The following is a 22904-nucleotide window of genomic DNA, read 5'->3' as shown; positions in this document are numbered from 1 at the left end:
GGGGCATGCCATGACCATTCAGACCCCCGCCACCGTCCTCGTCGTCGAAGACGAAGCTTTTCTGCTGTTCGCCATCGCCGACGAACTGCGCGAGGCAGGGTACGACGTGCTCGAAGCCAGCAATGCGGATCAGGCGATCAGCCTGCTGGAAGCCCATCGGGACATCGGCATCCTGTTCACCGACATCGATATGCCCGGCTCCATGGACGGGCTGCGCCTGTCCGCCGCCGTGCGCGACCGCTGGCCCCCGGTCAAGATCATCGTCACCTCGGGCAAGCAACAGCCGGCGCGGGACGCGATGCCGAGCGGCGGCGTCTTTCTACCCAAGCCCTATGCGGCCGCGGCCGTTGCAGCCACCATCCAGGGCCTGCTCGACTAGGCTCCACGGCTCACTTGTCGCTGTTCTCGAAGGCGCCGATGCCTTGCGCGATGAGATTGGTGGCCATCACCAGCGAGATGATGGCGGCCGAATTGAACACCACCACCCACCATTTGCCGCCGGTCAGGAAGCCGTAGCCGTCTGCGATCGCCAGCCCCCAGTCGGCCGATGGCGGCTGGATGCCGAGGCCGAGGAAGCTCAGTGTCGCGATCGAGAAGAAGGCGTAGCCGAGCCGGGTGATCAGCTCGATCAGGATGGTTTCCCGCACATTGGGCAGGATTTCCAGGAACATGATGGCCAGCCGTCCTTCGCCGGCGAGCCGCGCGGCGCTGACATAGTCGCGCTCGCGCTGCTCGCGCGCGGCGGTGCGCACCGTGCGCGCCACCAGCGGCGCATAGGCAAGGCCGATCACCGCGATGACGGTGAGGTTGGACGGGCCGATCGCCACCAGCGCCATCGTCACCAGCACGATGAAGGGCAGCGACATGACAGCGTCGAGCAACCGCGCGCCGACGGCATCGACCAGGCCGCCGAAGGTGCCGAGCACCAGCCCGATGATGCTGCCCGCCGTGACGCCCGCCAGTGTCGCCAGCGGCGCCACCAGGAGGATATCGCGCGAGCCGACGATGATGCGTGAAAGCACGTCTCGCCCAAGCTGGTCGGTGCCGAACCAGTGCACCGCGTCGGGCGGCGTCATCATGGACAGGAAATCCTCGGCATAGGGGTCGAACGGCACGAATTGCGCACCGAACACCGCGCAGGCGACCCAGAACAGAAGCACCACCGAGCCGATCACGGTCGATGGCGCCGCGTCAGGCAGAAGGCCACGCAGCCGGCCGATCCAGGAAAGCCGGATGTCGCTACGCACGGGAGATTGCGCGAGATCGGTCATGGCGCGTTGCGCCGGCGCTGGCGCGGATCGAGCAGCGCCTGCAGGAGGTCGCCGATCGCCGCCGTCGACACGAAAATCGTCGCCATCACCAGCACGCCGGCCTCGAGCATCGGAAAGTCGCGCGCCTTGGCCGCACTCAGCACGAGGTTGCCGAGGCCCTGTATGCCGAACAGCGCCTCGATCACCACCAGGCCGCCGAGCAGGAAGCCGCTTTGTGTGGCGATGACAGCCACTGTCGGCACCAGCGCGTTGCGCAACACATGCTTGAACAGCACCTGCGACGGGCTGAGCCCCTTCAGGATGGCGGTGCGCGTATAGTCCGCCGCGCGCGCCTCGATCACCCCTGCCCTGGTCATGCGCGCGACATAGCCGATCAGGTTCAACACCAGCGGCAGCGCCGGCAGGATGAGATAGTAGCTGGAGGTCCAGAAGCCGGCTCCATCAGGCGCGGTGCCGGTGATCGGAAACCAGGCCAGCCAGAGGCCGAAGACCATCAGCAACAGCAGGCCGGAGACGAAGTCCGGCACGATGCTCAGCGAAACGCCGGTCAGCACGATCAGGCGGTCGACAAGGCTCCCCGAGCGCAGGCCCGCGACGACGCCGGCGCCGATGCCGATCGGCACCAGGAACAAAAGCACGACGCCGGCCAGTGCCGCGGAATTCTTGATGCTGGACAGGACGAACGGCGCCACCGGCGCCCGCATCGACAGCGAGTCGCCGAAATCCCCTGAAACAGCCCGGCTGAACCAGTGCCAGTATTGGGCAAGGATAGGCTGGTCGGTGCCGAGCTTGCGGTTGAGTTCGGCGACCGCCTGCGCATCGGCGAACGGACCGAGCATGACACGGCCGACATCGCCGGGCAGCACCTGCCCGGCGAGGAAGACCAGCGCGCTGACCAGCCACAGCGTCAGCAGCAGCGAGCTCGCGCGTGCGGCCAGAGGCCGGACGATCGCCATCGAGGCGATGCCGTTCAAACGAACGACACCTTGTCGAGCAGCAGGTGCGAGATGGCGGTGAAGCGCACGCCTTCGACCTTCGAGGAGACGATGCGGCTGTATTGCGAGAAATAACCGATGATCAGCGGCGTCTCGTCGAGCAGCAAGGTCTGGATCTTGCCGGCGGCCACGCGCTGCGCCTGCAGGTCGCGCGCCTTGCCGTAGTCGGCCAGCAGCGCATCATAGTCGGGATTGTTGAAATGCGCCGCGTTCCAGGCGCCCGAACTCTTCAGCGTCGCGTTGAGGAAGATGTCGGGCGTGCCGCGATGGCCGAAATCGGTGATGCCGAGATTAGAATCCAGCCATGGCGAGCTGCCGAATGTCGCCGAGCCGTAATAGGCATCCTGCGGCAGCACGTTGAGCTTGATGTCGATGCCGGCCTTCTTGGCGAAGTTCTGGATCAGAACGGCATAGTCGGGAATGTCGTAGGCACGCTCGGTGGTCAGCGTCACCTCGAAGCCGTTGGGCACGCCGGCCTCGCCAAGCAGCCGCTTGGCCTCCTCGATGTCCTGCTTGCGCTGCGGCACGGACGGATCGGCCGACGGGAAGATCGGCGCGAACGGGGTGTCGTTGCCGACGATGGCGCGGCCCTTCAGCAAGCCCTTGACCACGGCCTCGCGGTCGATGGTGAGCGCCAGCGCGCGGCGCACGCGCTTATCGGTGAACGGCGCCTGGTCGGTCCGCAGATGCACTTCGTCATGCGAGCTTGCCTGCACGCTGAGCAGCTTGAAGTTGGGATTGCCCTCGATCGCCAGTTCCAGTCGCGTGGTGGAGGGGATGACGTCGAGCTGGCCCGCCTGCAGCGCCAGCACCTGCGCCTGCTCGTCGTCGAAGAACTTGATCTCGACCCGGTCTGGCAGCGCCTTGTCGCCCCAATAATCGGGGTTGCGCACGAAGCTGGCACCTTGCTTGGAACGGAAGGAGTCCAGCTTGAACGGGCCGGTGGCGTTGAAATTCTTCTCGAAATCGCCGGCATAGTCGGCCGGCAGGATGACGGCATTGTAGACGTCGGAGGAGACATAGAACGGGAAGTTGCTGTTCGACTGGTCGAGGTCGAAGGCAACGGTTTCGTCGTCGACGATCTTGGCGCCGCCCTTGGAGAGGATGCCCTTGTAGGCCGACAAGGCGGACGAGCCGCTGGCCGGATCGACAAGCCGCTCGAAGCTCGCCACCACATCCTTTGCGGTGACGGTGCGGCCATCATGGAATTTCACGCCTGGCCTGAGCTTGAAGGTCCACCGCTTGGCCGTCTCGTCGGCTTCCCACGAGAGCGCAAGCTTCGGCTGCAGCCCATCCTTGGGATCGTCGAGGATCAGATATTCACCCACCTGGCTGATCACCCCAATGCTGGCCGGATCGGTCACCGTGACGGGATCGATCGCCTTGGTTGGCTGGCCGAGACCGACGCGGACCGTGCCGCCAGTGGTCGCCGCGCGTGCCGCGCCTGGCGTGAACAGGCCTTGCGAGGCGGCAAAGCCGGTGAGGCCGAGGAGTGCGGCATATTTCAGGAGGTCGCGGCGCTTGAGGAAGCCTTGCGCATATTCGTCGACCGCGACATTCCAGATGTCACCGGACTGGTTGCGCAGCAAATCGATGTCGGAACGTTTCGTCATTTTTTCTCTTTCTTGAATTGGATAATGGGCATGAATGGGTGGGAAAGCCGCCGTCAGGCTGGCTGGCCGTCGAGATGGATGCGGTCGACCGCTTGCGGATAGAAGGCGATCAGTCCCTTGATCTTGGGCATTTCATCGATCGGGTCGCGGTAGGTCCAGGCGATGTCGGGTCGAACCGAACCGTCCTTCAAGAGACCCGACCAGTAGGAGGCGATGCCCTTGTAGGGACATCGCGTCGTCGAATTGGACGCCGTCAGCCGGTCCAGCCGGACATCCTCCGCGGGAAGGTAGAAACGCGTCGGCAGATGGGTTTCGAACAGCAGCACCGGGCGCTGGCTGTCGGCGATGATCTCGCCGTCGAACCAGACCTGGACATGGCTGGAACTGTGCAGCACGTCGATACGCGCATAGGGATCGCGGGCGTGGACGAAGACTTCCTCTTCCTCCTCGAACCACTGGTCGACCGCTTTCCAGGTGAAGGCGATGCGGCCGGCGAGCGGCGCCAGGTTTTCGTCCGGCGGCGCCACAAACGACCACGCCGCATTGGCGGCACGCCTGTCGCCGCTGTCGATGTCCCAATAGGCGGTCTCGCCGCCAACGGCGTGCGGCTCGCGATGCAGCGACGGCTTCAGCACCGACGGATCGACCGAGGACGGCGGGAAGAAATAGATCGGCAGGAAATGGTTGGAGCGCAGCACCAGCACATTGCGGCTGTCGGCGATGGTGCGGCCGCCAAACTTGACGCGCACCCGCTTGGGGCTGTGCAGGACATTGACGAGACGCGGAGCCGTGGCTTCGCGAGGCTGAAGGTTCGGTGCCGCGGTCATGGCCGTTCCCCTTAGGACACGGCGCGCGCATTGGCGCGCTGCTCGGCGAAGCGGTTGGCCGGGCGGGCGAGCCCGAAGCGGTCGCGCAAGGTGCCCGGCGCATATTCGGTCGGCACCAGGCCGCGCCGCTGCAATTCCGGCACCACCTGCTCGGCGAAATTCACCCAGTCCTCGGGCAGCAGCGGGAACATCAGGTTGAAACCGTCGGCGGCTCCCGAGACGAACCAGTCCTCGAGCTGGTCGGCGATCTGCTTCGGCGTGCCGGCGACCGTCGGCACCGAGCCGCTATTGGCGAGCTTGCGGGCGATGTCGCGCAAGCTGAGGTTCTGCTTCGACCATTGCTTGACGCGGTTGAGCGAGGTACGCCCGCCATTGAAAGTGCTTTCGTCCGGCAGCGGCGGCAGCGGGCCGTCCGGCGGGTAGGCCGACAGGTCGATGCCGCTCCAGCTCGACAGAAGATCGATGCCGACCTGGTCGGGAAGCAGCGTCTGCAGATATTCCTGCTTGTCGCGTCCTTCCGCCTCGGAGGCCGCGACAACAGGCAGGATGCCGGGCAGGATCTTGAAGCTTTCCGGCCGCCGGCCGTGGCGCGCCAGCCGCTCGTTGATGTCCTGGCGGTATTTGATGCCGTCTTCCCTGGTGCTGTAGATGGCGAAATGGGCATCGGCCTGGGCAGTGGCGAAATTCTTGCCGTCCTCGGACGAGCCGGCCTGGACGATCAGCGGATGGCCCTGCGGCGGCCGCGACACGTTGAGCGGCCCGCGCACCTTGAAGTGCTTGCCCTTGTGGTCGATTGGATGGACCTTGTCCGGGTCGGCGAAATAGCCCGTCTCCTTGTCGATCAGGAGCGCTTCGTCCTCCCAGCTGTCCCACAGCGCCTTGACGATATCGAGGAACTCGCCGGCCCGCTCATAGCGGAAGGCGTGCTCGATATTGCCGTCGCGCCCGAAATTGCGCGCCTCCTCGTCCATCGCCGAGGTGACGACGTTCCACGACGCCCTGCCCTTGCTGATATGGTCGAGCGAAGCGAACAGGCGCGCCACATTGTAGGGCTCGCTGTAGGAACTCGACGCCGTGGTGATCAGGCCGATATGCTTGGTCACACCGGCCAGCGCCGACAGCAGCGTCAGCGGCTCGAGACGCGCATTGGCGTAGTGCGCGACGCCGCTCTTCACCGAATCCCAGATCGACACATGGTCGGCGACGAAGATGGTGTCGATCCTGGCCCGCTCGGCCGCCTGCACCAGCTCGCGATAATAGTCGAAATCGAGCACTTCGCGGCCTGGCGCGCGGGGGTGGCGCCATGCCATGCGATGGTCGCCCTGCGGGTTGAAGAAGAACGCGCTGAGGATCATGTGCGACATCTGGATACCCTTCCCTGCGGATGCGGAAAAACGCCGGTGCCGCGGCCTGTGGCCGTGCCCCCGAAAATCTTCCAGTCAGCGAAAGTTAGATTGCGCTCGAGCTTAATTCGAGTAATTTTATAGAGATTGTTCCATATGAAAGCGGAAGCGATTGCCCCTGATCGCCGCGCGGACAGAAAGTGGTTTCGGGCATGTCCTCTTCATCGTCGTCTTCGGTTCTTAATGTCGAGCACCTCTCCGTTTCCTACGGGGGAGCCCGCCGCATCCACCGCGCGGTGGATGACATTTCGCTCGAGATCGCCCAGGGCGAAGCGCTTGGGCTGGTCGGCGAATCCGGTTCCGGCAAGAGCTCGGTGGCGCTGGCGGTGCTGCGCTACCTGCCCAGGCACGCCCGGGTCGAAGCCGCGCAACTGGCCTTCGAGAACCGCGAGATCCGCGACCTCTCGACCAACGAGTTGCGCCGGCTGCGCGGCGATCGCATCGCCGCCGTCTACCAGCATCCGGGCTCGGCGCTGAACCCGAGCATGACCATTGGCGGCCAGATCACCGAGACGATCCTGCGCCATCGCCCGATGCACCACGACGAGGCCCTTGGCCGTGCGGCACAGTTGCTTGGCCGCGTCCGCGTCGCCAATCCCGAACGCGTGCTGCAGCTCTATCCGCACGAATTGTCGGGCGGCATGCAACAGCGCGCCAACATCGCCATTGCCATCGCCCTCGACCCGTCGCTGCTGGTGATGGACGAGCCGACCACCGCGCTCGACGCCAGCGTGCAGTCCGAGATCATCGCCATCCTCGACGATCTGCGCCGCGAGCACCGCACCTCGATCCTGCTGATCAGCCACGACATCAATCTGATCCGCCGCTCCTGCGACCGGGTCTCGGTGATGCAGGCGGGCGCGATTGTCGAAACCGGCGCCGCCGGGGAGGTGTTCGACAACCCGCGCCATGCCTACACAAGGGCACTGGTCGCCGCCATTCCGACGCTCAACCGCACCAAGCGCGACGGCAGGCTGGCCGAGGATGCAAGCCCCGTGGTGCTCGCTTCGGAGGTGCTTGCTGGGGAGAGCGAGGACAACAGCGCCCTGCCCGCGCCGCAGCGCGAAATCGCTGTCTCCTGCCGTGGGATAAGACAATCCTTTGGCGGCCAGCCGGTGCTGCACGGCATCGACCTCGACATCGCCAGCGGCGAGACCTTCGGGCTGATCGGCGAGTCCGGCTCCGGCAAGTCGACGCTGGCCCGCATCGTCACCGGCCTGCAGCCGCCGACGGCTGGTACCGTCGCGCTGTTCGGCAAGACCGTGGCGCCGCTGGTCGAACGGCGCCAGCCAGGCGAGCGGCGCGATGTGCAGATGGTGTTCCAGTCGCCCGACCGCACGCTCAACCCGCGCCAGCGCATCGGCCGCATCCTTGGCCGCCCGCTGCGGCGACTGGCCGGCCTGCCCCGCCGCGCGGTGCCACAGCGCATCAGTGACCTCCTGGCTTCGGTGCGCCTCGCGCCCACCACGGCGGAACAAAAGCCCGGCACGCTGTCGGGCGGCCAGCGCCAGCGCACGGCCATCGCACGCGCCTTCGCCGGCCTGCCGAGGCTGGTGGTGCTGGACGAGCCGACCTCGGCCCTAGACGTCTCGGTGCAGGCAACCGTGCTCAACCTGCTCAACGACCTGCAGAAGAGCAAGGACACCGCCTACCTCTTCATCAGCCATGATCTGCGGGTCGTGCGCTACATGGCCGACCGCATCGGCGTGCTCTATCGCGGCCGCCTGGTCGAGACCGGTTCCTCCGACCAGATCTTCGCCGGCCCCAACCACCCCTACACGCAAATGCTGCTGGCGGCGTCCTCGAACGATGGGCAGGCGACGGCCATGGCCGAAGCGCAAACCGCCATCGAGGCTGGCCCAGGCGGCTGCGCCTTCGCCGGCCGCTGCCCGCTGGCGGATGCCGGCTGCCTCGAGGCCGAACCTGTCGCCCGGGAAGTTGAAGCCGGCCATTTCATCGCCTGCTGGAAGCGCGCCGGCTGAGACATCCCGGGAGAACCCGGTCGCGCCGGGAAGCGTTACGCCGGCAGCGACGGCTCGGTGTTCGGCTCCAGCGGCTCTTCCGCCTCATGGTCGTCCGGAAGCACGTCGCCATGCACCCCCAGCGGCCGGCCGATCCAGACCGGATCGACCAGATGGTCGCGCTTGGGGTTCTCCGTATTCGGGTGGATGAGGATGCTCAAGCCGCCATGGTTCAGCATCAGCCAGGGAACGAGCGTGCCGAAAATCTCGTTGGCGAAGGAGACCTGGTACATGGCCTGGTCATGCGGGCCGACTTTGCCGTCGTGCCAATTGCCCAGGCGTACGCGGAAACGCTCGCCGATGCGAAGACGCAGCCATTCGGCGCGTTGCCGCTCGGTCTCTCCGTCATAGTAGATGTGGGCGTGATAGCTGGCGATTTCCGCGAGAGGCCTTGGACTGGCTTCGTTCATCACAATGCTCTCCTTCGATGATTGTCGCGCCCGGCAGGCCGATGCGCGGAGGCGGACCCTGTTTCACTTGTTTCGGCAACGTGGCGAATGTCCAGGCATTCAGCCCAAGAACGAGGTTTTAAGCAAGATCGCCCGACCGCCCCGAGGTTCTCGTCGGCCAGGCACACCCGCCGCGATCGATCGGCAAAGGCGCGCCACTGCCGATGCGAACCACGCCAGCGGACGAGAGATCGGGGACGGCCTTGCCGCCATCGCGGCGACATTGCGAGAGAGGCAAACGTTTTTGTTGTGAGGGTGAGCGCCCGGGCCGACGACCGGCATGTGTCGGCCTGGATGGGTGCCCGAGCAGCCTGCGTAGTCCGGTCGGACGGTAAAATCAGTACGAGATGCAGCCCCGCCGGATCGCTCCTGGGGCCCGAACCACGCAACTGTTCAAATCCTGAGATGCCTGGTCACGCCACGGCGGTCTCATTGACATGCTCTCCCAGGATTCGCTTGATGATCCTGTCGAAATCGTGAGGGTCGGCGCCGTTGACTTTTATCAAGGGCCATCCGTCCTGGCGCAAGCATTCGCCGACCTCCCTCGATATATTGGCTTGCTTCAAGCCCCTGTCCACGCCGAGTTCGAACAGGAGGACCTCGATCAGCGGTTGCCCGGCATGGCGGTCCGTAAGACGGCGGCGCAAGGTTTCCTGCGGCGCATCGATTTGGATAAGGACATCCGGTCGCGGCAGGAACGCCAGGGTGTCACGAACCGCGTCGATGCTTGGAGTGCGCGCCAGCAGAACCAGCGCGCACAAAGCCTGGATCAGGCCTTCTTCGAAAATGAAGTAACCTTCCGATTCCTGCGCCTTGCGCCAGGACTCGCATAGCAGGGCGATGTCGACCTTCATGCGCCACGACCATGTGCGGCTCCGCAGGGGGATTGATGCCAGAAGCCGCGCCGCTACCCCGTCCTTTGGCAAGGTCGATAGCAAGACAGGAGCGGAGGTGGCGATCTTTTTGCCAATACGGCCAATGCCATGGCGTACCTCCGGACCGTCATCCTGGGCCGACCCGTATTCAATCAGGCGATAGCCGTTCACTGTCTTTATGTTGATGCCTTGCTTCGCCATCCCCTGGCAGAGGCCGCGAAGAAGTGTGGTCTTGCCTGCACCAGGCGGCCCAAACAACTCGATGATCATGCCGAAATGCCCAGCGTCTCCAAGCAGGCAGTCACTCACCTGCGACTCAAAGCTTAGCCAGATTACAACCCCCACCAACATTCATTTGAATGACTGTCAGCTCCGTGGACTCCTTGGGAGGGCTCATGGGTTCCTGCCGCCACAGACACGCGGCATTGGTCCTGGGCAAGCGTCTCGCGGCCGCGGGACCTTGGGGCGGGCCCGGCCGTTGCTGGTAGGAATTAGAGTACTTCCGCCGAGGCCGATCGTGAAAAAGCTGTCCGCTCAAGATCGAGGCATCATCCGAATGATTGATGAAAAGATTCCGGTGGCGAGCGATGGTCGACATTCAGCTTGGTGGGGCTCTGAATGTCTCCAGCGTATTTGCAATCGGAAGCGGTGGACCAGGATCTACAGGCGGATTGTCGGCCAACGACACCCCGCCGATGGTCTGACGTGCCCGAATATGCTCTCGATGAGGGTGGGCCTGTCTGGCGCCACTATCAGCGGATGGGCGCCGATTTCGCGGACATTCCCATCTTCGATCACCTTGCAAATGTCGCAAGGCAATATCCGGACAAGCTCGCGATCAGCGACGGTGCCGACCGCCTGACTTATTCCCAGCTTTTGCGGGCTGTCGAGACACTGTCCGGCCATATCGCCGCCGTCGTCCCCGAGGGACAGGCGGTCGGAATCCTTCAGGCCAACTCCGTCTGGTACCCGGTGGCAATGCTGGCGAGCATGGCGGCCGGGCGGCCTTCGGTCCCGCTCAACATGAGAGATCCGGGCTCTCGGATCATCGAGATTGTGAATGCCGCCCGGCTCGGCGCCATCATAGGCGCTGGAAATGGTCGCCCCGTCGATCTGGCACGGGACGTGCTGTGGATCGATATTGCCGCCGGCGTCGCGCCGGACGCTCAGCGGGCGTCACAACAACCGCCGCCCGTTTCCGTCGATGCGCCCGCAATGGTGCTTTACACCTCAGGTAGCACCGGACGTCCCAAGGGGATCGTCAACAGCCAACGCAGCCTGCTCTGGCGGGTCCTGCAATATGTCGACGCGTGCCATATAAACGCGGAGGACGTTTTCCTGCCGCTGACCGGGCCGGCCACGATTGCCGGTTGCCGGGAGATTCTCGCCGCGCTGCTGACGGGCGCCGCGTTGCATCTTCTCGAGGTGGAGGCGGTCGGCCTGCGCGCGGTGCGCGCCCGGTTACAGGCCGAAGGCGTGACGGTCGCCTATCTGGTGCCGGCGCTGCTCCGGGCGCTCCTGACCGAGGCCCCCGCCGACGCTTTCCACTCACTCAGGGTGGCCCGGATCGGCGGGGAGAAGGTGTCGTGGACCGACATCGCGTTGCTGCGCAAGGCCGTTTCGGACCAGTGCCTGATCCAGATCGGCTACTCGTCGACCGAGACCACCGGTTCGCAATGGTTCTTGCCGGCGGACTGGCCGGAGCAAGACACGTCGGTCCCCGTTGGCAGGCTGCTTCCCGGGATGGCATTCGCCATTGTCGACGAAGCGGAGCGCAGTGTCGGGACAGGCGAGAGCGGGGAGCTTCTGATCAGGAGCCCCTATGTTCTGCTCGGTCACTGGGAGAACGGCGTCGTCGTTCCCGCGCGGACGGACCCTGACGATCCCGGCGTCCGGATTTTTGCGACGGGCGACCTCGTTCGGCTGGACGATGATGGGCTGTTGTGGGTCGTCGGCCGCAAGGGGCGCCAGATCAAGATCAATGGTCGACGCGTCGAACCCGCCGAGCTCGAACGGGTCCTGCGTGGCGCGCCTTCGGTGGCGGATGCGGTGGCAATCGTGACGCCGGAGAAAGAACTCATCGCATTCGCGGTTGCCAAGCACTTGGTCGGGGCTGCTTTCGCGGAGGAGCTTCGCCAGCTCGTCAGAACGACGTTGCCGGCGCCACTGCGTCCCTCGCGGTTGCACACCATCGCCGCCATCCCGCGCCTGCTGGGCGGGAAGGTCGACTTGGCAAGCCTCGCCCAAATGGATCGTTCGGACAGAAAGACGGCGCCAGCCGCCCAACCGCCCGCTGCCCGGCCGCCGCCCGCCGGAGGCGAACTGAACACCAGGCAAATCGTGCAGCACGCGTGGATGCAGGTTCTCAACACGGGCGTTGCGGCGGGAAACTGGGACGATGCGGGAGGGGATTCGCTGCAGCTGCTGCATTGCGTCATGGCGATCGAGAGCGCTATCGGCCAGGAACTGGGCCTTGAGGCCTTCACCGTCGGAATGAGCTTCAACGAGATGGTTGAGGCGGTCGCGTCCGCGCAGGCAGGCGAACGGCGCGAGAAGAAGCATCACCCCCCGGTTCTTTTCCTGTTTCCTGGATCCGTCGGCTATGGCCCGAGCCTGGCCGCCTTCGCGGCCGCCATGGGCAAAGTCGCCCGGGTCAACCCCATCAGGTACCCTGGTCTCGCCCAGATATTGGACGGACATAACTCTCTCTCCGCCATGGCTGCCGCCGCGCTCGAACAGATAGGCCGCGCCCAGCCTGCCGGCCCCGTGCGACTTCTCGGCCATTCGCTTGGCGGCGCGGTCGCATTCGAGGTTGCCGCACGGCTGCTGGCCGCCGGTCGGCCGGTCAGGTTTCTGGGCATCCTCGACACGAGCCTTCTGAACGAGCCGAGCGACCCGTGGGCGACGCTGACCCGCACATTCCATCGCATTCGCACAAATCGCATATCCGCCCACCGGATGGCTTGCCGGGCCCTTGCGAAGATCACCGTTGCAATGGGCTGCGAGGCGTATCTCGCCAGGTTCCTCGACCGCTCCGCCAAGGGAGAGTTCAACCCGACGAGCTTCAGAACCAAACTGGAACTGCAGGAGGTCTTGCGGGCGCGGTCTTTCTTCCAGTGGCTGGACGCGCCGAAACCGGCCCTCCCGATCGGCGGCACCTTGTTTCGATGCCGCCGGGAGGGAATGCCTCAGGCCTTGGGCTGGGATAGCGCCCTGGCACGGCTGGACGTGGTTGCGATCGACGGCAACCACATCGACCTTGTCGTCGAGCCTCATCTTGCCACCAACCGTCCCCTCATCGAGAGGGCCGTTGTGCAGACCTACTCCGCGGCAGAGTCTCGCAAAAGGGAGGATTTGTCATCGACGTGATCTCACACTTCAGCAAGGACGCGCTGCTGCTCGATGCTCCCGCGGAGGTCGAGCGCATCGTGGAAACCTTGCGCACGCAGGTCCTTGGCACGCTCCATCGTCGCGGCGTGGTTGTCGGCCTTTCCGGCGGCATCGACAGTTCCGTCGTTGCGTCCTTGTGCACGCGCGCGTTCGGCAAGGACAGGGTCCTGGGACTGTTCATGCCGGAGCGGGATTCCTCCGGCGACTCGCTGAGACTTGGCCGCCGTGTCGCGGCACAGCTTGGCATTGAAAACGTCGTGGAAGACATAGCACCGGCACTGGAGGCCACCGGCGCCTACCGCCGGCAGATCGAGGCGATCCAGACCATCGTTCCCGACTATGGAGACGGCTGGAAATGCAAGCTGGTGCTCGCATCGGTTCTGGAGAGCAACGGCCTCAACATCACCCGGCTCACTGTCCAGGATCCGGAGGGCAAGGTCGACACAGTGCGCCTGTCGCCTGCCGCCTACCTGCAGATCGTCGCCGCGACCAACTACAAGCAGCGCCTGCGCAAGATGACGGAATACTACCACGCCGACCGCCTCAAATACGCGGTTGCCGGGACGCCAAACCGGCTTGAGTACGACCAGGGCTTTTTCGTCAAGCAGGGTGACGGAACCGCCGACGTCATGCCGATCGTCCACCTTTACAAGACCCAGGTTTATCAGCTCGCGGACTGTCTCGGGGTGGACGAGGAAATCCAGCGGCGGCCACCCACCACCGACACCTTCTCCATGGCGCAAAGCCAGGAGGAATTCTATTTCGCGCTGCCCTATCACCTGATGGATCTATGCCTCTATGGCCTGAACCACGGGATCGCCGGCGATGAGGTCGCGGCGGCGGCAGGCCTCACCGAGCCCCAGCTTCAGAAAGTCTTCAAGGACATCGACGCGAAACGGCGGGCCGCCCACTATCTTCACGCGCGGCCCTTGCTGTCCGCCGGAATTGACGAGGATTGACCGGGGATGTGCGGCATCGCTGGAATAGTGGCGCTGAACGCCGCGGCGGCTTCTCCCTCGCGTGAGGCGCTGATGCGGATGGTGGGCGCGCTAGCACATCGCGGCCCCGACGAGCACGGCCTTTACCGGGACAGGCGCGCGGGGCTGGCGCATGCGCGGCTTTCCGTCGTCGATCTTTCTAATGGCCAGCAGCCGCTCGCTGACACGGGCGATACGACCTGGATCGTGTTCAACGGCGAGATCTTCAACTACGTAGAGCTGCGGGAAAAGCTCATCGCGCTCGGCCACCGCTTCCGCACCCGCAGCGACACCGAGGTCGCGCTCCACGCCTATCGTGCGTGGGGCGAAGCAGCCTTCGAGCGGATGAACGGCCAATGGGCCATCGCCATCTGGGACTCGATGACGGGTCGTCTCGTATTGTCGCGCGACCGGTTCGGCATTTGCCCCCTGCATTTCTGCGAGCACGCGGGCCGCCTCTATTTCGCCAGCGAGGTGAAGGCCATTTTCGCGGCCGATCGAACCATACCTCGCGCCTTTGATCCCGCCGGCATCGATCAGACTTTCACGCTCTGGACGGTCGTTCCCCCGCAAGGGGTATTCCGAGGAATCAATGAGCTCGAGCCGGGGCATGTCCGCACCTACCAGGACGGTACCGTTCGCGACCGGGCCTTTTGGCAGCCTTCCTACCCCGAGATTTCCGGATCGCGGCAGGGCGAGTTCACCGGATCGTGCGATGACGCGGTGGACCGCGTGCGTGACGCCCTTGAGGCCGCGACGGCGCTCAGGATGGTGCGCGCCGACGTGCCTGTCGGGTGTTATCTCTCCGGAGGACTGGACAGTTCGCTCGTGGCCGCGCTGGGAAGGCGCTTCGCCGGCGAACGCTTCCAGACCTTCTCCTTGCGTTTCGCCGACGCCGAATATGACGAGACCCGCTTCCAGCGCCTGGTTGCCGAGGCAACCGGCAGCGAGCACCATGAGGTGGTGGTTTCGCGTAGCGATATCGCCGCCATCTTTCCGGAGGTGATCCACCACACCGAGCGCCCGATACTGCGGACCGCCCCGGCGCCGCTGTTCCTGCTCTCGCGGCTGGTGCGCGAGCGTGGCATCAAGGTCGTGCTGACCGGCGAAGGGGCTGACGAGATGTTCGCCGGCTACGACCTGTTCCGCGAAGCCAAGGTCCGCCGGTTCTGGGGCCGCCAGCCGGCATCGACACGGCGCTCGCGGCTCCTGGAACGCCTTTACCCCTACCTCACCCGCTCGCCGGTGCAACAGCAGGCGATGGCGCGCCAGTTCTTCGGGCGCAACATCCAGGCCTATGATGCGCCGGGCTTTGCCCATGACACACGCTGGCATACCACCAGCGCCATCAAGCGCTTGTTTTCCACCGACATGCGCGCCGAGACCGAGCGCCGCGACGCCGTGTCCGAGTTGCTCGCCCGCCTGCCCGCGGAGTTCCCGCGCTGGAGCCCCCTTGCGCAGGACCAGTATCTCGAGGTCCAGACGCTGATGTCTGGCTATCTGCTCTCCTCGCAAGGCGACAGGATGCTGATGGCCCACTCCGTCGAGGGGCGTTTCCCTTTCCTGGACGATGAGCTTGTGAGGCTCGCGAATTCGCTTCCGGCCGCCTACAAGCTGCGCGTCCTCGACGAGAAGCACGTGCTCAAACGCGTGGCCGAACCGATCGTGCCCTCCGAGATCGTCACCCGCAAGAAGCAGCCGTTCCGCGCGCCCAACGCGCTTTGCTTCGTCGCCGACGACGCACCGGAATACGTTCGCGAGGCGCTTTCGGAGACGGCGCTGCGCGAGGCCAATATCTTCGATCCGAAGGCGGTCACGCGCCTGCTCGGCAAGTGCCAGGCCAGGACCGGCGACGGCGATCTGTCCAATGCCGACAACATGGCGCTGGTCGGCGTGCTGTCGACCCAGCTCCTTCACCGGCAATTTGTCGCGAGCTGTCCCAGTGCAACTCGCGAATATGCGCTCAGCGTCGACGTTGACCGCGAACATCGGGAAGAACGCTTGCATGTTGCATGATGCCGTACCCCTGCTGCACGACTATCTCGCCCACTCCGCCCGCCGGCTCGGCGGCAAGGTTGCGCTGGTGTGCAACAAGCAGCGTGTCACCTATGGCGAGCTTGAAACCCGCGCCAATGCGATCGCCCGGGATCTGGCCGCATCAGGCGTCGTGCGCGGCGACCGCGTGATGATCTTCGCCGACAACACCGTCGAGACAGTGGTGAGCTTCTGGGCGGTGCTCAAGGCGAATGCGGTGGTGTGCATCGTCAACCCGCTCACCAAGAGCGACAAGCTCGATTACCTGCTCAACGACTGCAAGCCGACGGCGCTGATCACGGACGGGCATCTGCTCGCGATCTTCCGCGAGCCGGCGCGCGGCTGCCCGTCACTTCTGCGCATGATCGTTTCCGGGTCGATCGACGACGCCGAGCTCGCCCGACTGCCGCATGCCGTGCGCTGGGACACCGCGGTCGCCAACGACGGCTCCGCACCGCCGGCGCGGCGCTGCATCGATGTCGATCTCGCCGCCATCATCTACACCTCCGGTTCGACGGGCGAACCCAAGGGCGTGATGCTGACGCACAGAAACATGATGACCGCCTGCACGTCCATCGCCTCGTATCTCGAGCTTGGCGAAGACGAGGTGATCCTCAACGTCCTGCCCCTAGCTTTCGACTACGGCCTGTACCAGATGATCATGGCGTTCCGCACCGGCGCCCGGCTGGTGCTCGAACGCTCGTTCGCCTTCCCGGCGCGGGTCCTTGAACTGATCAGGCAAGAGGGGGTTACGGGCTTTCCCGGCGTGCCGACCATCTTTGCGGCGCTCTCCGAGCTCAAGTCCCTCAAGGACCAGGATTTCTCGCGCATTCGCTACGTCACCAACACCGCGGCCGCCTTGCCGCTCAAGCATATTCTCATGCTCCAGGATCTGTTTTCGAGCGCACGCATCTATTCGATGTACGGCCTCACCGAATGCAAGCGTTGCACCTATCTGCCGCCGGAGGACCTCGAGCGAAAGCCGTTGAGCGTCGGGATCGCTATCCCGAACACGGAAATGTGGATCGTCGACGAACATGACAGGCGGGTCGGCCCCGGCGTCGTCGGCCAGCTCGTCATTCGCGGCGCGACGGTGATGAAGGGATATTGGGGCAAGCCCGAGGCGACGGCCAGGAAGCTCAAGCCCGGCCCGCTGCCGGGCGAGCAGGTCTTGTACACCGGCGACTACTGCCGGATGGACGCGGAGGGTTACCTCTACTTCGTCGGCCGTGGCGACGAGATCATCAAGTCGCGTGGCGAGAAGGTGGCGCCGAAGGAGGTCGAGAACGTGCTCATGAATATTCCAGGGGTCCGGGAAGCGGCGGTCATCGGTGTTCCGGACGAACTCCTTGGACAGGCGGTGAAGGCATTTGTCGTGATGGAGAACGGAAAAACCATCGGCGAAAAGCAGTTGCAGATGGAGTGCCAGAAGCGACTGGAGAACTTCATGGTCCCGAAGTCCATCGTCGTCGTGGCCAGCCTGCCGATGACGGACACCGGCAAACTCAAGAAGACCGCCCTGTCATGAGGCGGGCTACCGCATGCCATTCGAAAGTGACCCCGGTCTCGGGAGAACGACATGCAATGAAAACAAGGACCTGGAAAGAGCGTCGCATGAATCCGTTTCAACGCGAGGCGCTTTGGGGGACGAAGTTACTGGATTTATAAGGCCGCAACGGAGGGCAAAGTCATGTTGACTACCAAGGAACGCAACGGAATCTACAGCGAGCAAATTCGCAGTTTCCTGGTTTCCAATTTCTACGTGAGCGACGCGAAGGCATTGGTGAACGACACATCCCTGCTCGATCAGGGCATCGTCGACTCGACGGGCGTGCTCGAGATCATCGGCTTCATCGAGGAAACCTTCGGCATCATCGTCGAAGACAGCGAGCTCTTGCCCGAAAACCTCGATTCCATTCAGGGCATCGAACAGTACATCCTACGCAAGATGAACTGATTGCCGGCGTGGAGCTTGATGGATGTCGCCCGGAAGCGACCTCGGTTTTGGGAAAGCGACATGCATGAAAACAAGGGCTTGAAGCGCATCGCATGAATCCGTTTCAGCGCGAAGCGCTCTATCTCCTTGTTTTCACGCAATTTCGGGCGACAGACCGCTACTGAGTTTTTCTGGAATTGACGCAATTCCCGTGGGAAAACCGCTTCACACTTTTCCTGGAATTGCTCGGGCGTTCCGCACGCTCACGCCTGCGCTTTGGCTTGCCCCAGCACCACCCGGCCCTCGCCGGCTTCGTTGGAGACGGCGCGGATGTTCTCATATGCCTTGCTGCGCTCCAGCAGGGCCATCACTTGCCGGTCCTGGCCAAGGCCGACCTCGAAGAGCAGGACGCCGCCAGGCCGCAAATAGCGCGGCGCGTCCTTCACCACCCGCATATGGATGCTGAGGCCGTAAGGGCCGGCCGCGAACGCTTCACGCGGTTCGAGCTCGACCAGATGCGCGCGGTCGCCCTCGAGCCGTTTTTCCGAGATGTAGGGCGGATTGCAGACGATCACGTCGATCGTCCCGTCAAGTCCCTGGCCCGAGAGAGCGCCGAACAGATCGCCCTGATGCACCGAGACGCGGTCGGCCATGCCGTGATGGGCGGCGTTGCGCCGTGTCGCCTCGACGCATCCATCGGTGAGGTCGCTCGCCCAGACGCGCGCGGCGGGCACGCGGTGGGCGATGGCACAGGCCAGGTTGCCGGCGCCGCAGCACATGTCGATGATGCGCGGTGCCGGCAGGTTCATCTGATGCAAGACACCAAGAGCCGTCGCGCCGAGCAACTCCGTCTCCGGCCGGGGCACGAGCGCACCGGGCGCGACGAGCAGCTCAAGTCCCATGAAGACGGCGCGGCCCGTGCCATAGGCGTCGGCGACACTGAACTCTTTGCTCATGGCGACCCCCCACTCGCTTGGTCCTACCAGTATAGATGTTCGGCATCCGCGCGCCAGTCAAACCTGCTCTGAAGCCAAATTTCTCCGGCTTTTGCCTCGAAACCGGGGCACGCAGGACACGAGGTCATGGACGCTTCCTGAGATGCTCCGCCACGGCCCGCTGCCTGCCTTTATTTGAGAGATACGCCGTAAACCGCTGAAATCCTTAACACGATTTTCATTCCGCTGCCCTAACCACGATGCCATGGCAGGGCATTTCGAGCGCTTGTTTGCTGGCCCCTCTCTCAAGGGGCAGAGCGAAGCCGTGGCAACGGGGATCCTCCGCGATCAGTTCGCTGATCTGCGGAAAGGGGTCTTCATTTCCATGCCGATCGCCACGGTGCTGTCGGCGCTGATCCTGGCCGTGCAGATGCTTTCGCATGGCGGCCTTGGCGCGGTGCTGTGGTTCGCCGCGGTCAGCATCATCAACAGCGCGCGCCTGGCGCTTGCCGCCGCCCAGCCCGACATTTCCGGGAACGGCCCGAGGCCGGTCAGCGCCCGGCTTTCCCTTTACGGCGCATTGGCGCTGGCGTCCGGCATTGCCTGGTCTTTCCTGGCCGTGCTGGCGGACGGATACACCACGGCGCAGGCGCCGCTCTATCTGATCGTGCTCGCGGGCCTGTCGGCCGGCTCCGTCACCTATTCGGCCTCATACACGCCGGCGGCGATCAATTTCATGACGCTGCCGCTTCTCGTCGCCGCCGGATGCGTGCTGGCCAGGGGCGGCATCGAGAATTACGTCCTGGCTTTCACCATCGTGCTGTTCCTCGGCGGAATGGTGCGAAGCGCTCTGATCGGGCAGGCGAGCTTCCGCGAGACCAGCCGCCTCAAATACGAGGCGCGGGAATTCGCCGCCGAGATGGACCGCAATTCCAGGCGCGATCCGCTGACGACTTTGCTCAACCGGTACGGGCTCGAGCAGGCAATCCGACAGCTCGGGCCTTCCGACGGCCCGTTCGTGACCATGCTGATCGACCTCGACGGCTTCAAATCCGTCAACGACACCTATGGCCACAACATCGGCGACGACCTGCTGGTCAAGGTCGCGCGCAGGATCGAAGACCATGCGCCGCAAGGCGCCACGATCGCACGCATCGGCGGCGACGAGTTCGTGCTGCTGTTTTCCGCCGCGAAATCCGCGCATGCGGCCGGGGCGCTCGCCAGCGCGCTTATCGCGGCGATCGCGCAGCCGGATCCGGCGTTGAACTCGGTGCGCGTCGGCGCCTCGGTCGGCATCTACGTTTCGGACAATCCACGACTGACGGAGATGCTGCTGCGGGCCGATTTCGCGCTCTATGCGGCCAAGCGCAAGGGCAGGAACGAATACTGCATCTTCGATGCCGGGCTCGACCAGGCGCTGGAGCGCAAGCACTGTATCGAGCGCGACCTGCGCGGCGCCATCGAGGCCGGTACGCTGTGCTCATGGTTCCAGCCGCTGGTGCGCCTGGACACCAGCGCGGTGGTCGGCTTCGAGGCGCTGCTGCGCTGGCAGCACCCGCTCCATGGGGCGATCGCGCCGCCCGAGATCGTCACCGCGGCGCGCGAGACCGGCCTGCTGCCGCTGCTGACCGAAACGGTGTTCGGCAATTGCTGCGCCATGATCGAGGAACTGGCGGCGAGCGGCCGCGGCGATGTCCGGGTCGCCATGAACCTGTCGCCGCGCGAGCTCGAGGCGGGCAATGTCGACGACATGATCCTGGACATGCTGAAGGCCAGGAACCTGCCCGCGGCGATGCTGGAGATCGAGATCACCGAGGAAGCGCCGGTCGACCGCGACCGGGTCGACGAGAAGATCGGCCGCCTCGCCGACGCCGGCATATCCATCGTGCTCGACGATTTCGGCACCGGCTTTTCGACCCTGGTCGCGCTGAAGGACAGCCGCATCCGCAAGATCAAGATCGACAAGCATTTCGTGCGCGACCTGGCCAAGTCCGTGGAGGACCAGGCGCTGGTCAGGACGGTCATCGATCTCGGCCGCACGCTGGGCATAGAGGTGATGGCCGAGGGGGTCGAGACGGACGCCGACCGCCTGATCCTGCGCTCGCTCGACTGCATGGTCGCGCAAGGCTTTCTGTTCTCGCCCGCCCTCCCCGCGCCCGACGCGCTTGCCTATGAAGCCGCCCATTCCAGCCGGACGCTGGCGGCTGAAGCGCTCTTCGACCTCGCCGCAAGGCGCCAGAGCGGCAGCGCGGCCTGACCTTGCACAAGCCGCGCGCGGCGCGAGGCTTTCGGTCCCGCGCGCATCGTGTAGTCTGATGATCTCCTAGAGCCGGATGATTTCAGGTCGAATCGACCTGAAATCTGAATCCGTCTCTAAAATCAAACAGATAGAGCATGATGTCGTCCGAAAACCGCTTCACACTTTTCGGCATCATGCTCTAGGGAACATGACAAGATGAACAACCAGTCCCCGGCCGCCGAAACGCTGCCCTATCTGTCTTCGACGGTTCTCGACCGCCTGGCGATCTCCACGCCCGATGTGGTCGACGAGATCGAACGCCAGATCATCGGCCAGAGGCGGGGCGAAGTCTGGTGCGCGCCCAAGGCAGCCGTGTGGCCGGGCGACGACCGCTACTTCATGGCCACGCTCGGCGTCGCCTCCGTGCCCTCAGTGCTGGCCACCAAGTCGCTGGTGGTGAACCCGCGCAACGCCGCGCGCGGCCTGGCCACGATCAATTCGCTGATCAGCCTGCTCGACGCCGAGACCGGCCTGCCGCTGGCCCTGGTCGACGGCAATTGGGTGACCGCCAAGCGCACGGCGGGCCTGAGCGCCGTCGCCGCCCGGCGCATGGCAAGGCACGATGCGTCGTCCGTCGCCTTCATCGGCTGCGGGGTGCAAGCGCGCGGCCATTTGGAAGCCTTCGCGGACCTCTTTCCCCTGCGCGAAATCCGCGCCTTCGGTCGGGGAAAAAGCAATCGCGACGCGCTGTGCGAAATGGCGCGCTCGCGCGGCCTGGAAGCAATCCCCTGCGACACGGCAAGGGAAGCGGTGGAAGGCGCCGACATGGTGGTGACAACGGTGACCCTGGTGCCCGAACCCGAACCGTTCCTCGACGCCAACTGGCTGAAGCCGGGAAGCTTCACCGCCATCACCGACCTCGCACTGCCCTGGCTGCCCGCAACCATGCCCCGCTTTGACCGCATCGTCGTCGACGACCTGGAGCAGGAAAAGAAAATGCCCAAACCCATGGTCGACGCAGCACTGGTCGCCGGCGACCTGACAGGCCTGGTCTGCGGTGACTTTGCGGGGCGGCAGAGCCCGGGCGAGGCCACGGCGTTCGTGTTCCGGGGCATGGCCGTGGGGGATCTGGCGGTGGCGGCGCTGGCGTATGTGCGCGCGCAGGCGGCGGGGGTGGTCAACTAGGAAGTATGGTCCGCTAGGAAATGGACAGGATTTCGAGTTCGCGCGGCCCCAGCTGGACAACATCGCCAACGCTCTTGCCAATCAGCGCGATCGCGACCGGTGAACCATGCGAGATGGAAGCTCGAGACGGGTCGGCCTCATCCTCCCCGACGATGCGGAAGGTCTGGGTGCGGCCATCATCACGCGCGAAGGTAACGGTGTGCCCGAAGGCGATCACGTCATTGGACGTCGGCACCGGCATGAGCTGAGCCGTGCGGACGCGTTCGGCATAATAGGTGACATCCCGAACCGGAACCGCCGACTGCCGTCGCCTCTCGTTGACATCGTCCAGCACGCTGGCCGCCTCGAGCGCCTGCCGGGCGCGCGCCAATTCATCCCTTAGCATCTTGAGGCCCGCCTCGGTGACGAGGTTGATCCGATCGGAGACAGGCCGAGCCGGCAGGATGGTCTCCGACGCCGCCTCCGCACTTTCCTCCTTGGCAAAGGCTACGCTCAATGGGGAGTAACTCCGTGTGGAATGGTGGTGGTTAGGGGATAGCGTATGGGCGACAACAAAGCTTCAAAAATTCGACGGCTGATAGCGGCATAAGGGCGGCGCCATCCTTGTCAGCGACATAGACCCCCCACGCCTTGTGAGGCAGTGGCGTTTCGACTGCAAGGTGAGGTGAGTAAGAGGTGTCACAGATCGAATGGACGTGGATGTTAGGCGCTCTTTGTAATTTCCTTCAGACAACCTATGTTTGTTGGTGTTGGG

Annotated in this window: 18 protein-coding genes; 9 read left to right on the top strand and 9 right to left on the bottom strand. The window is 64.6% G+C overall.

What is annotated here, in order from left to right; all coding sequences use genetic code 11:
* Nucleotides 1-10 precede the first annotated feature (10 nt).
* Nucleotides 11-379 (top strand): response regulator, encoded by a 369-nt coding sequence (locus MesoLj_RS15185; protein ID WP_202326535.1) that lies wholly within the window; start codon nucleotides 11-13, stop codon nucleotides 377-379.
* Between the two features lie 10 nt (nucleotides 380-389).
* Here MesoLj_RS15185 and MesoLj_RS15180 read toward each other — a convergent pair whose 3' ends face one another.
* Genes MesoLj_RS15180 through MesoLj_RS15160 form a run of 5 tightly spaced genes read right to left on the bottom strand, consistent with a single transcriptional unit; the run spans nucleotide 390 to nucleotide 6070 of the window.
* A complete protein-coding gene (locus tag MesoLj_RS15180) occupies nucleotides 390-1271 on the bottom strand; it encodes an ABC transporter permease (protein ID WP_202326534.1) in 882 nt (293 codons plus the stop codon).
* On the bottom strand, nucleotides 1268-2221 hold the full coding sequence (locus MesoLj_RS15175; protein ID WP_202327304.1) for an ABC transporter permease: 954 nt from the start codon (nucleotides 2219-2221) through the stop codon (nucleotides 1268-1270). Before MesoLj_RS15175 ends, MesoLj_RS15180 begins: the two co-directional genes overlap by 4 nt.
* A 20-nt stretch (nucleotides 2222-2241) precedes the next feature.
* Nucleotides 2242-3879: an ABC transporter substrate-binding protein gene (locus tag MesoLj_RS15170; protein ID WP_202326533.1), complete on the bottom strand. Its 1638-nt coding sequence runs from the start codon at nucleotides 3877-3879 to the stop codon at nucleotides 2242-2244.
* 53 nt (nucleotides 3880-3932) lie between these two features.
* Nucleotides 3933-4706, bottom strand: a complete 774-nt coding sequence (locus tag MesoLj_RS15165) for a DUF427 domain-containing protein (protein ID WP_202326532.1) — start codon at nucleotides 4704-4706, stop codon at nucleotides 3933-3935.
* Between the two features lie 11 nt (nucleotides 4707-4717).
* The gene (locus MesoLj_RS15160) at nucleotides 4718-6070 is read right to left on the bottom strand and encodes an LLM class flavin-dependent oxidoreductase (RefSeq protein ID WP_181180000.1); all 1353 of its coding nucleotides are present in this window, start codon (nucleotides 6068-6070) and stop codon (nucleotides 4718-4720) included.
* 191 nt (nucleotides 6071-6261) lie between these two features.
* Here MesoLj_RS15160 and MesoLj_RS15155 point away from each other — a divergent pair, with 191 nt between their 5' ends.
* Nucleotides 6262-8091 carry a dipeptide ABC transporter ATP-binding protein gene (locus tag MesoLj_RS15155; RefSeq protein ID WP_202326531.1) on the top strand — a complete coding sequence of 610 codons (1830 nt, stop codon included), beginning with the start codon at nucleotides 6262-6264 and terminating at the stop codon, nucleotides 8089-8091.
* Nucleotides 8092-8126: 35 nt separating this feature from the next.
* On the opposite strand, the gene MesoLj_RS15150 is transcribed toward MesoLj_RS15155, so the two are convergent.
* Nucleotides 8127-8540, bottom strand: a complete 414-nt coding sequence (locus tag MesoLj_RS15150) for a DOPA 4,5-dioxygenase family protein (protein ID WP_140774209.1) — start codon at nucleotides 8538-8540, stop codon at nucleotides 8127-8129.
* Nucleotides 8541-8992: 452 nt separating this feature from the next.
* Nucleotides 8993-9724, bottom strand: a complete 732-nt coding sequence (locus tag MesoLj_RS15145) for an AAA family ATPase (RefSeq protein ID WP_202326530.1) — start codon at nucleotides 9722-9724, stop codon at nucleotides 8993-8995.
* A gap of 348 nt (nucleotides 9725-10072) precedes the next feature.
* On the opposite strand from MesoLj_RS15145, the gene MesoLj_RS15140 reads away from it, so the two are divergent.
* The 5 genes from MesoLj_RS15140 to MesoLj_RS15120 all read left to right on the top strand — a co-directional run bounded on the left by MesoLj_RS15140 (nucleotide 10073) and on the right by MesoLj_RS15120 (nucleotide 17812).
* The gene (locus MesoLj_RS15140) at nucleotides 10073-12823 is read left to right on the top strand and encodes a non-ribosomal peptide synthetase (RefSeq protein ID WP_202326529.1); all 2751 of its coding nucleotides are present in this window, start codon (nucleotides 10073-10075) and stop codon (nucleotides 12821-12823) included.
* Nucleotides 12820-13803 (top strand): NAD(+) synthase, encoded by a 984-nt coding sequence (gene nadE / locus MesoLj_RS15135; RefSeq protein ID WP_202326528.1) that lies wholly within the window; start codon nucleotides 12820-12822, stop codon nucleotides 13801-13803. The genes MesoLj_RS15140 and nadE overlap by 4 nt, the downstream gene beginning before the upstream one ends.
* Before the next feature lie 6 nt (nucleotides 13804-13809).
* Nucleotides 13810-15837 (top strand): asparagine synthase (glutamine-hydrolyzing), encoded by a 2028-nt coding sequence (gene asnB, locus MesoLj_RS15130; RefSeq protein ID WP_202326527.1) that lies wholly within the window; start codon nucleotides 13810-13812, stop codon nucleotides 15835-15837.
* A complete protein-coding gene (locus MesoLj_RS15125; RefSeq protein WP_202326526.1) occupies nucleotides 15827-17383 on the top strand; it encodes a class I adenylate-forming enzyme family protein in 1557 nt (518 codons plus the stop codon). The genes asnB and MesoLj_RS15125 overlap by 11 nt, the downstream gene beginning before the upstream one ends.
* Nucleotides 17384-17545: 162 nt before the next feature.
* Nucleotides 17546-17812, top strand: coding sequence for an acyl carrier protein (locus MesoLj_RS15120; RefSeq protein WP_140774214.1), 267 nt, complete (start codon nucleotides 17546-17548; stop codon nucleotides 17810-17812).
* Between the two features lie 242 nt (nucleotides 17813-18054).
* Here MesoLj_RS15120 and MesoLj_RS15115 read toward each other — a convergent pair whose 3' ends face one another.
* Nucleotides 18055-18747 carry a N5-glutamine methyltransferase family protein gene (locus MesoLj_RS15115; protein WP_202326525.1) on the bottom strand — a complete coding sequence of 231 codons (693 nt, stop codon included), beginning with the start codon at nucleotides 18745-18747 and terminating at the stop codon, nucleotides 18055-18057.
* 364 nt (nucleotides 18748-19111) lie between these two features.
* Here MesoLj_RS15115 and MesoLj_RS15110 point away from each other — a divergent pair, with 364 nt between their 5' ends.
* Both MesoLj_RS15110 and MesoLj_RS15105 read left to right on the top strand, forming a co-directional pair.
* A complete protein-coding gene (locus MesoLj_RS15110; protein WP_244735434.1) occupies nucleotides 19112-20983 on the top strand; it encodes a putative bifunctional diguanylate cyclase/phosphodiesterase in 1872 nt (623 codons plus the stop codon).
* Nucleotides 20984-21181: 198 nt separating this feature from the next.
* Entirely contained in the window at nucleotides 21182-22150 is a 969-nt protein-coding gene (locus MesoLj_RS15105) for an ornithine cyclodeaminase family protein (RefSeq protein WP_202326523.1), read from the top strand.
* 13 nt (nucleotides 22151-22163) lie between these two features.
* Here MesoLj_RS15105 and greA read toward each other — a convergent pair whose 3' ends face one another.
* A complete protein-coding gene (greA, locus tag MesoLj_RS15100; protein WP_202326522.1) occupies nucleotides 22164-22646 on the bottom strand; it encodes a transcription elongation factor GreA in 483 nt (160 codons plus the stop codon).
* Nucleotides 22647-22904: the final 258 nt, after the last annotated feature.

Source organism: Mesorhizobium sp. 113-3-9 (assembly GCF_016756515.1).
In the GTDB taxonomy this organism is placed as follows: Bacteria; Pseudomonadota; Alphaproteobacteria; order Rhizobiales; family Rhizobiaceae; genus Mesorhizobium.
Note: the sequence above shows the minus strand (reverse complement) of the source record. Positions and strands in the feature narration are given on the sequence as shown.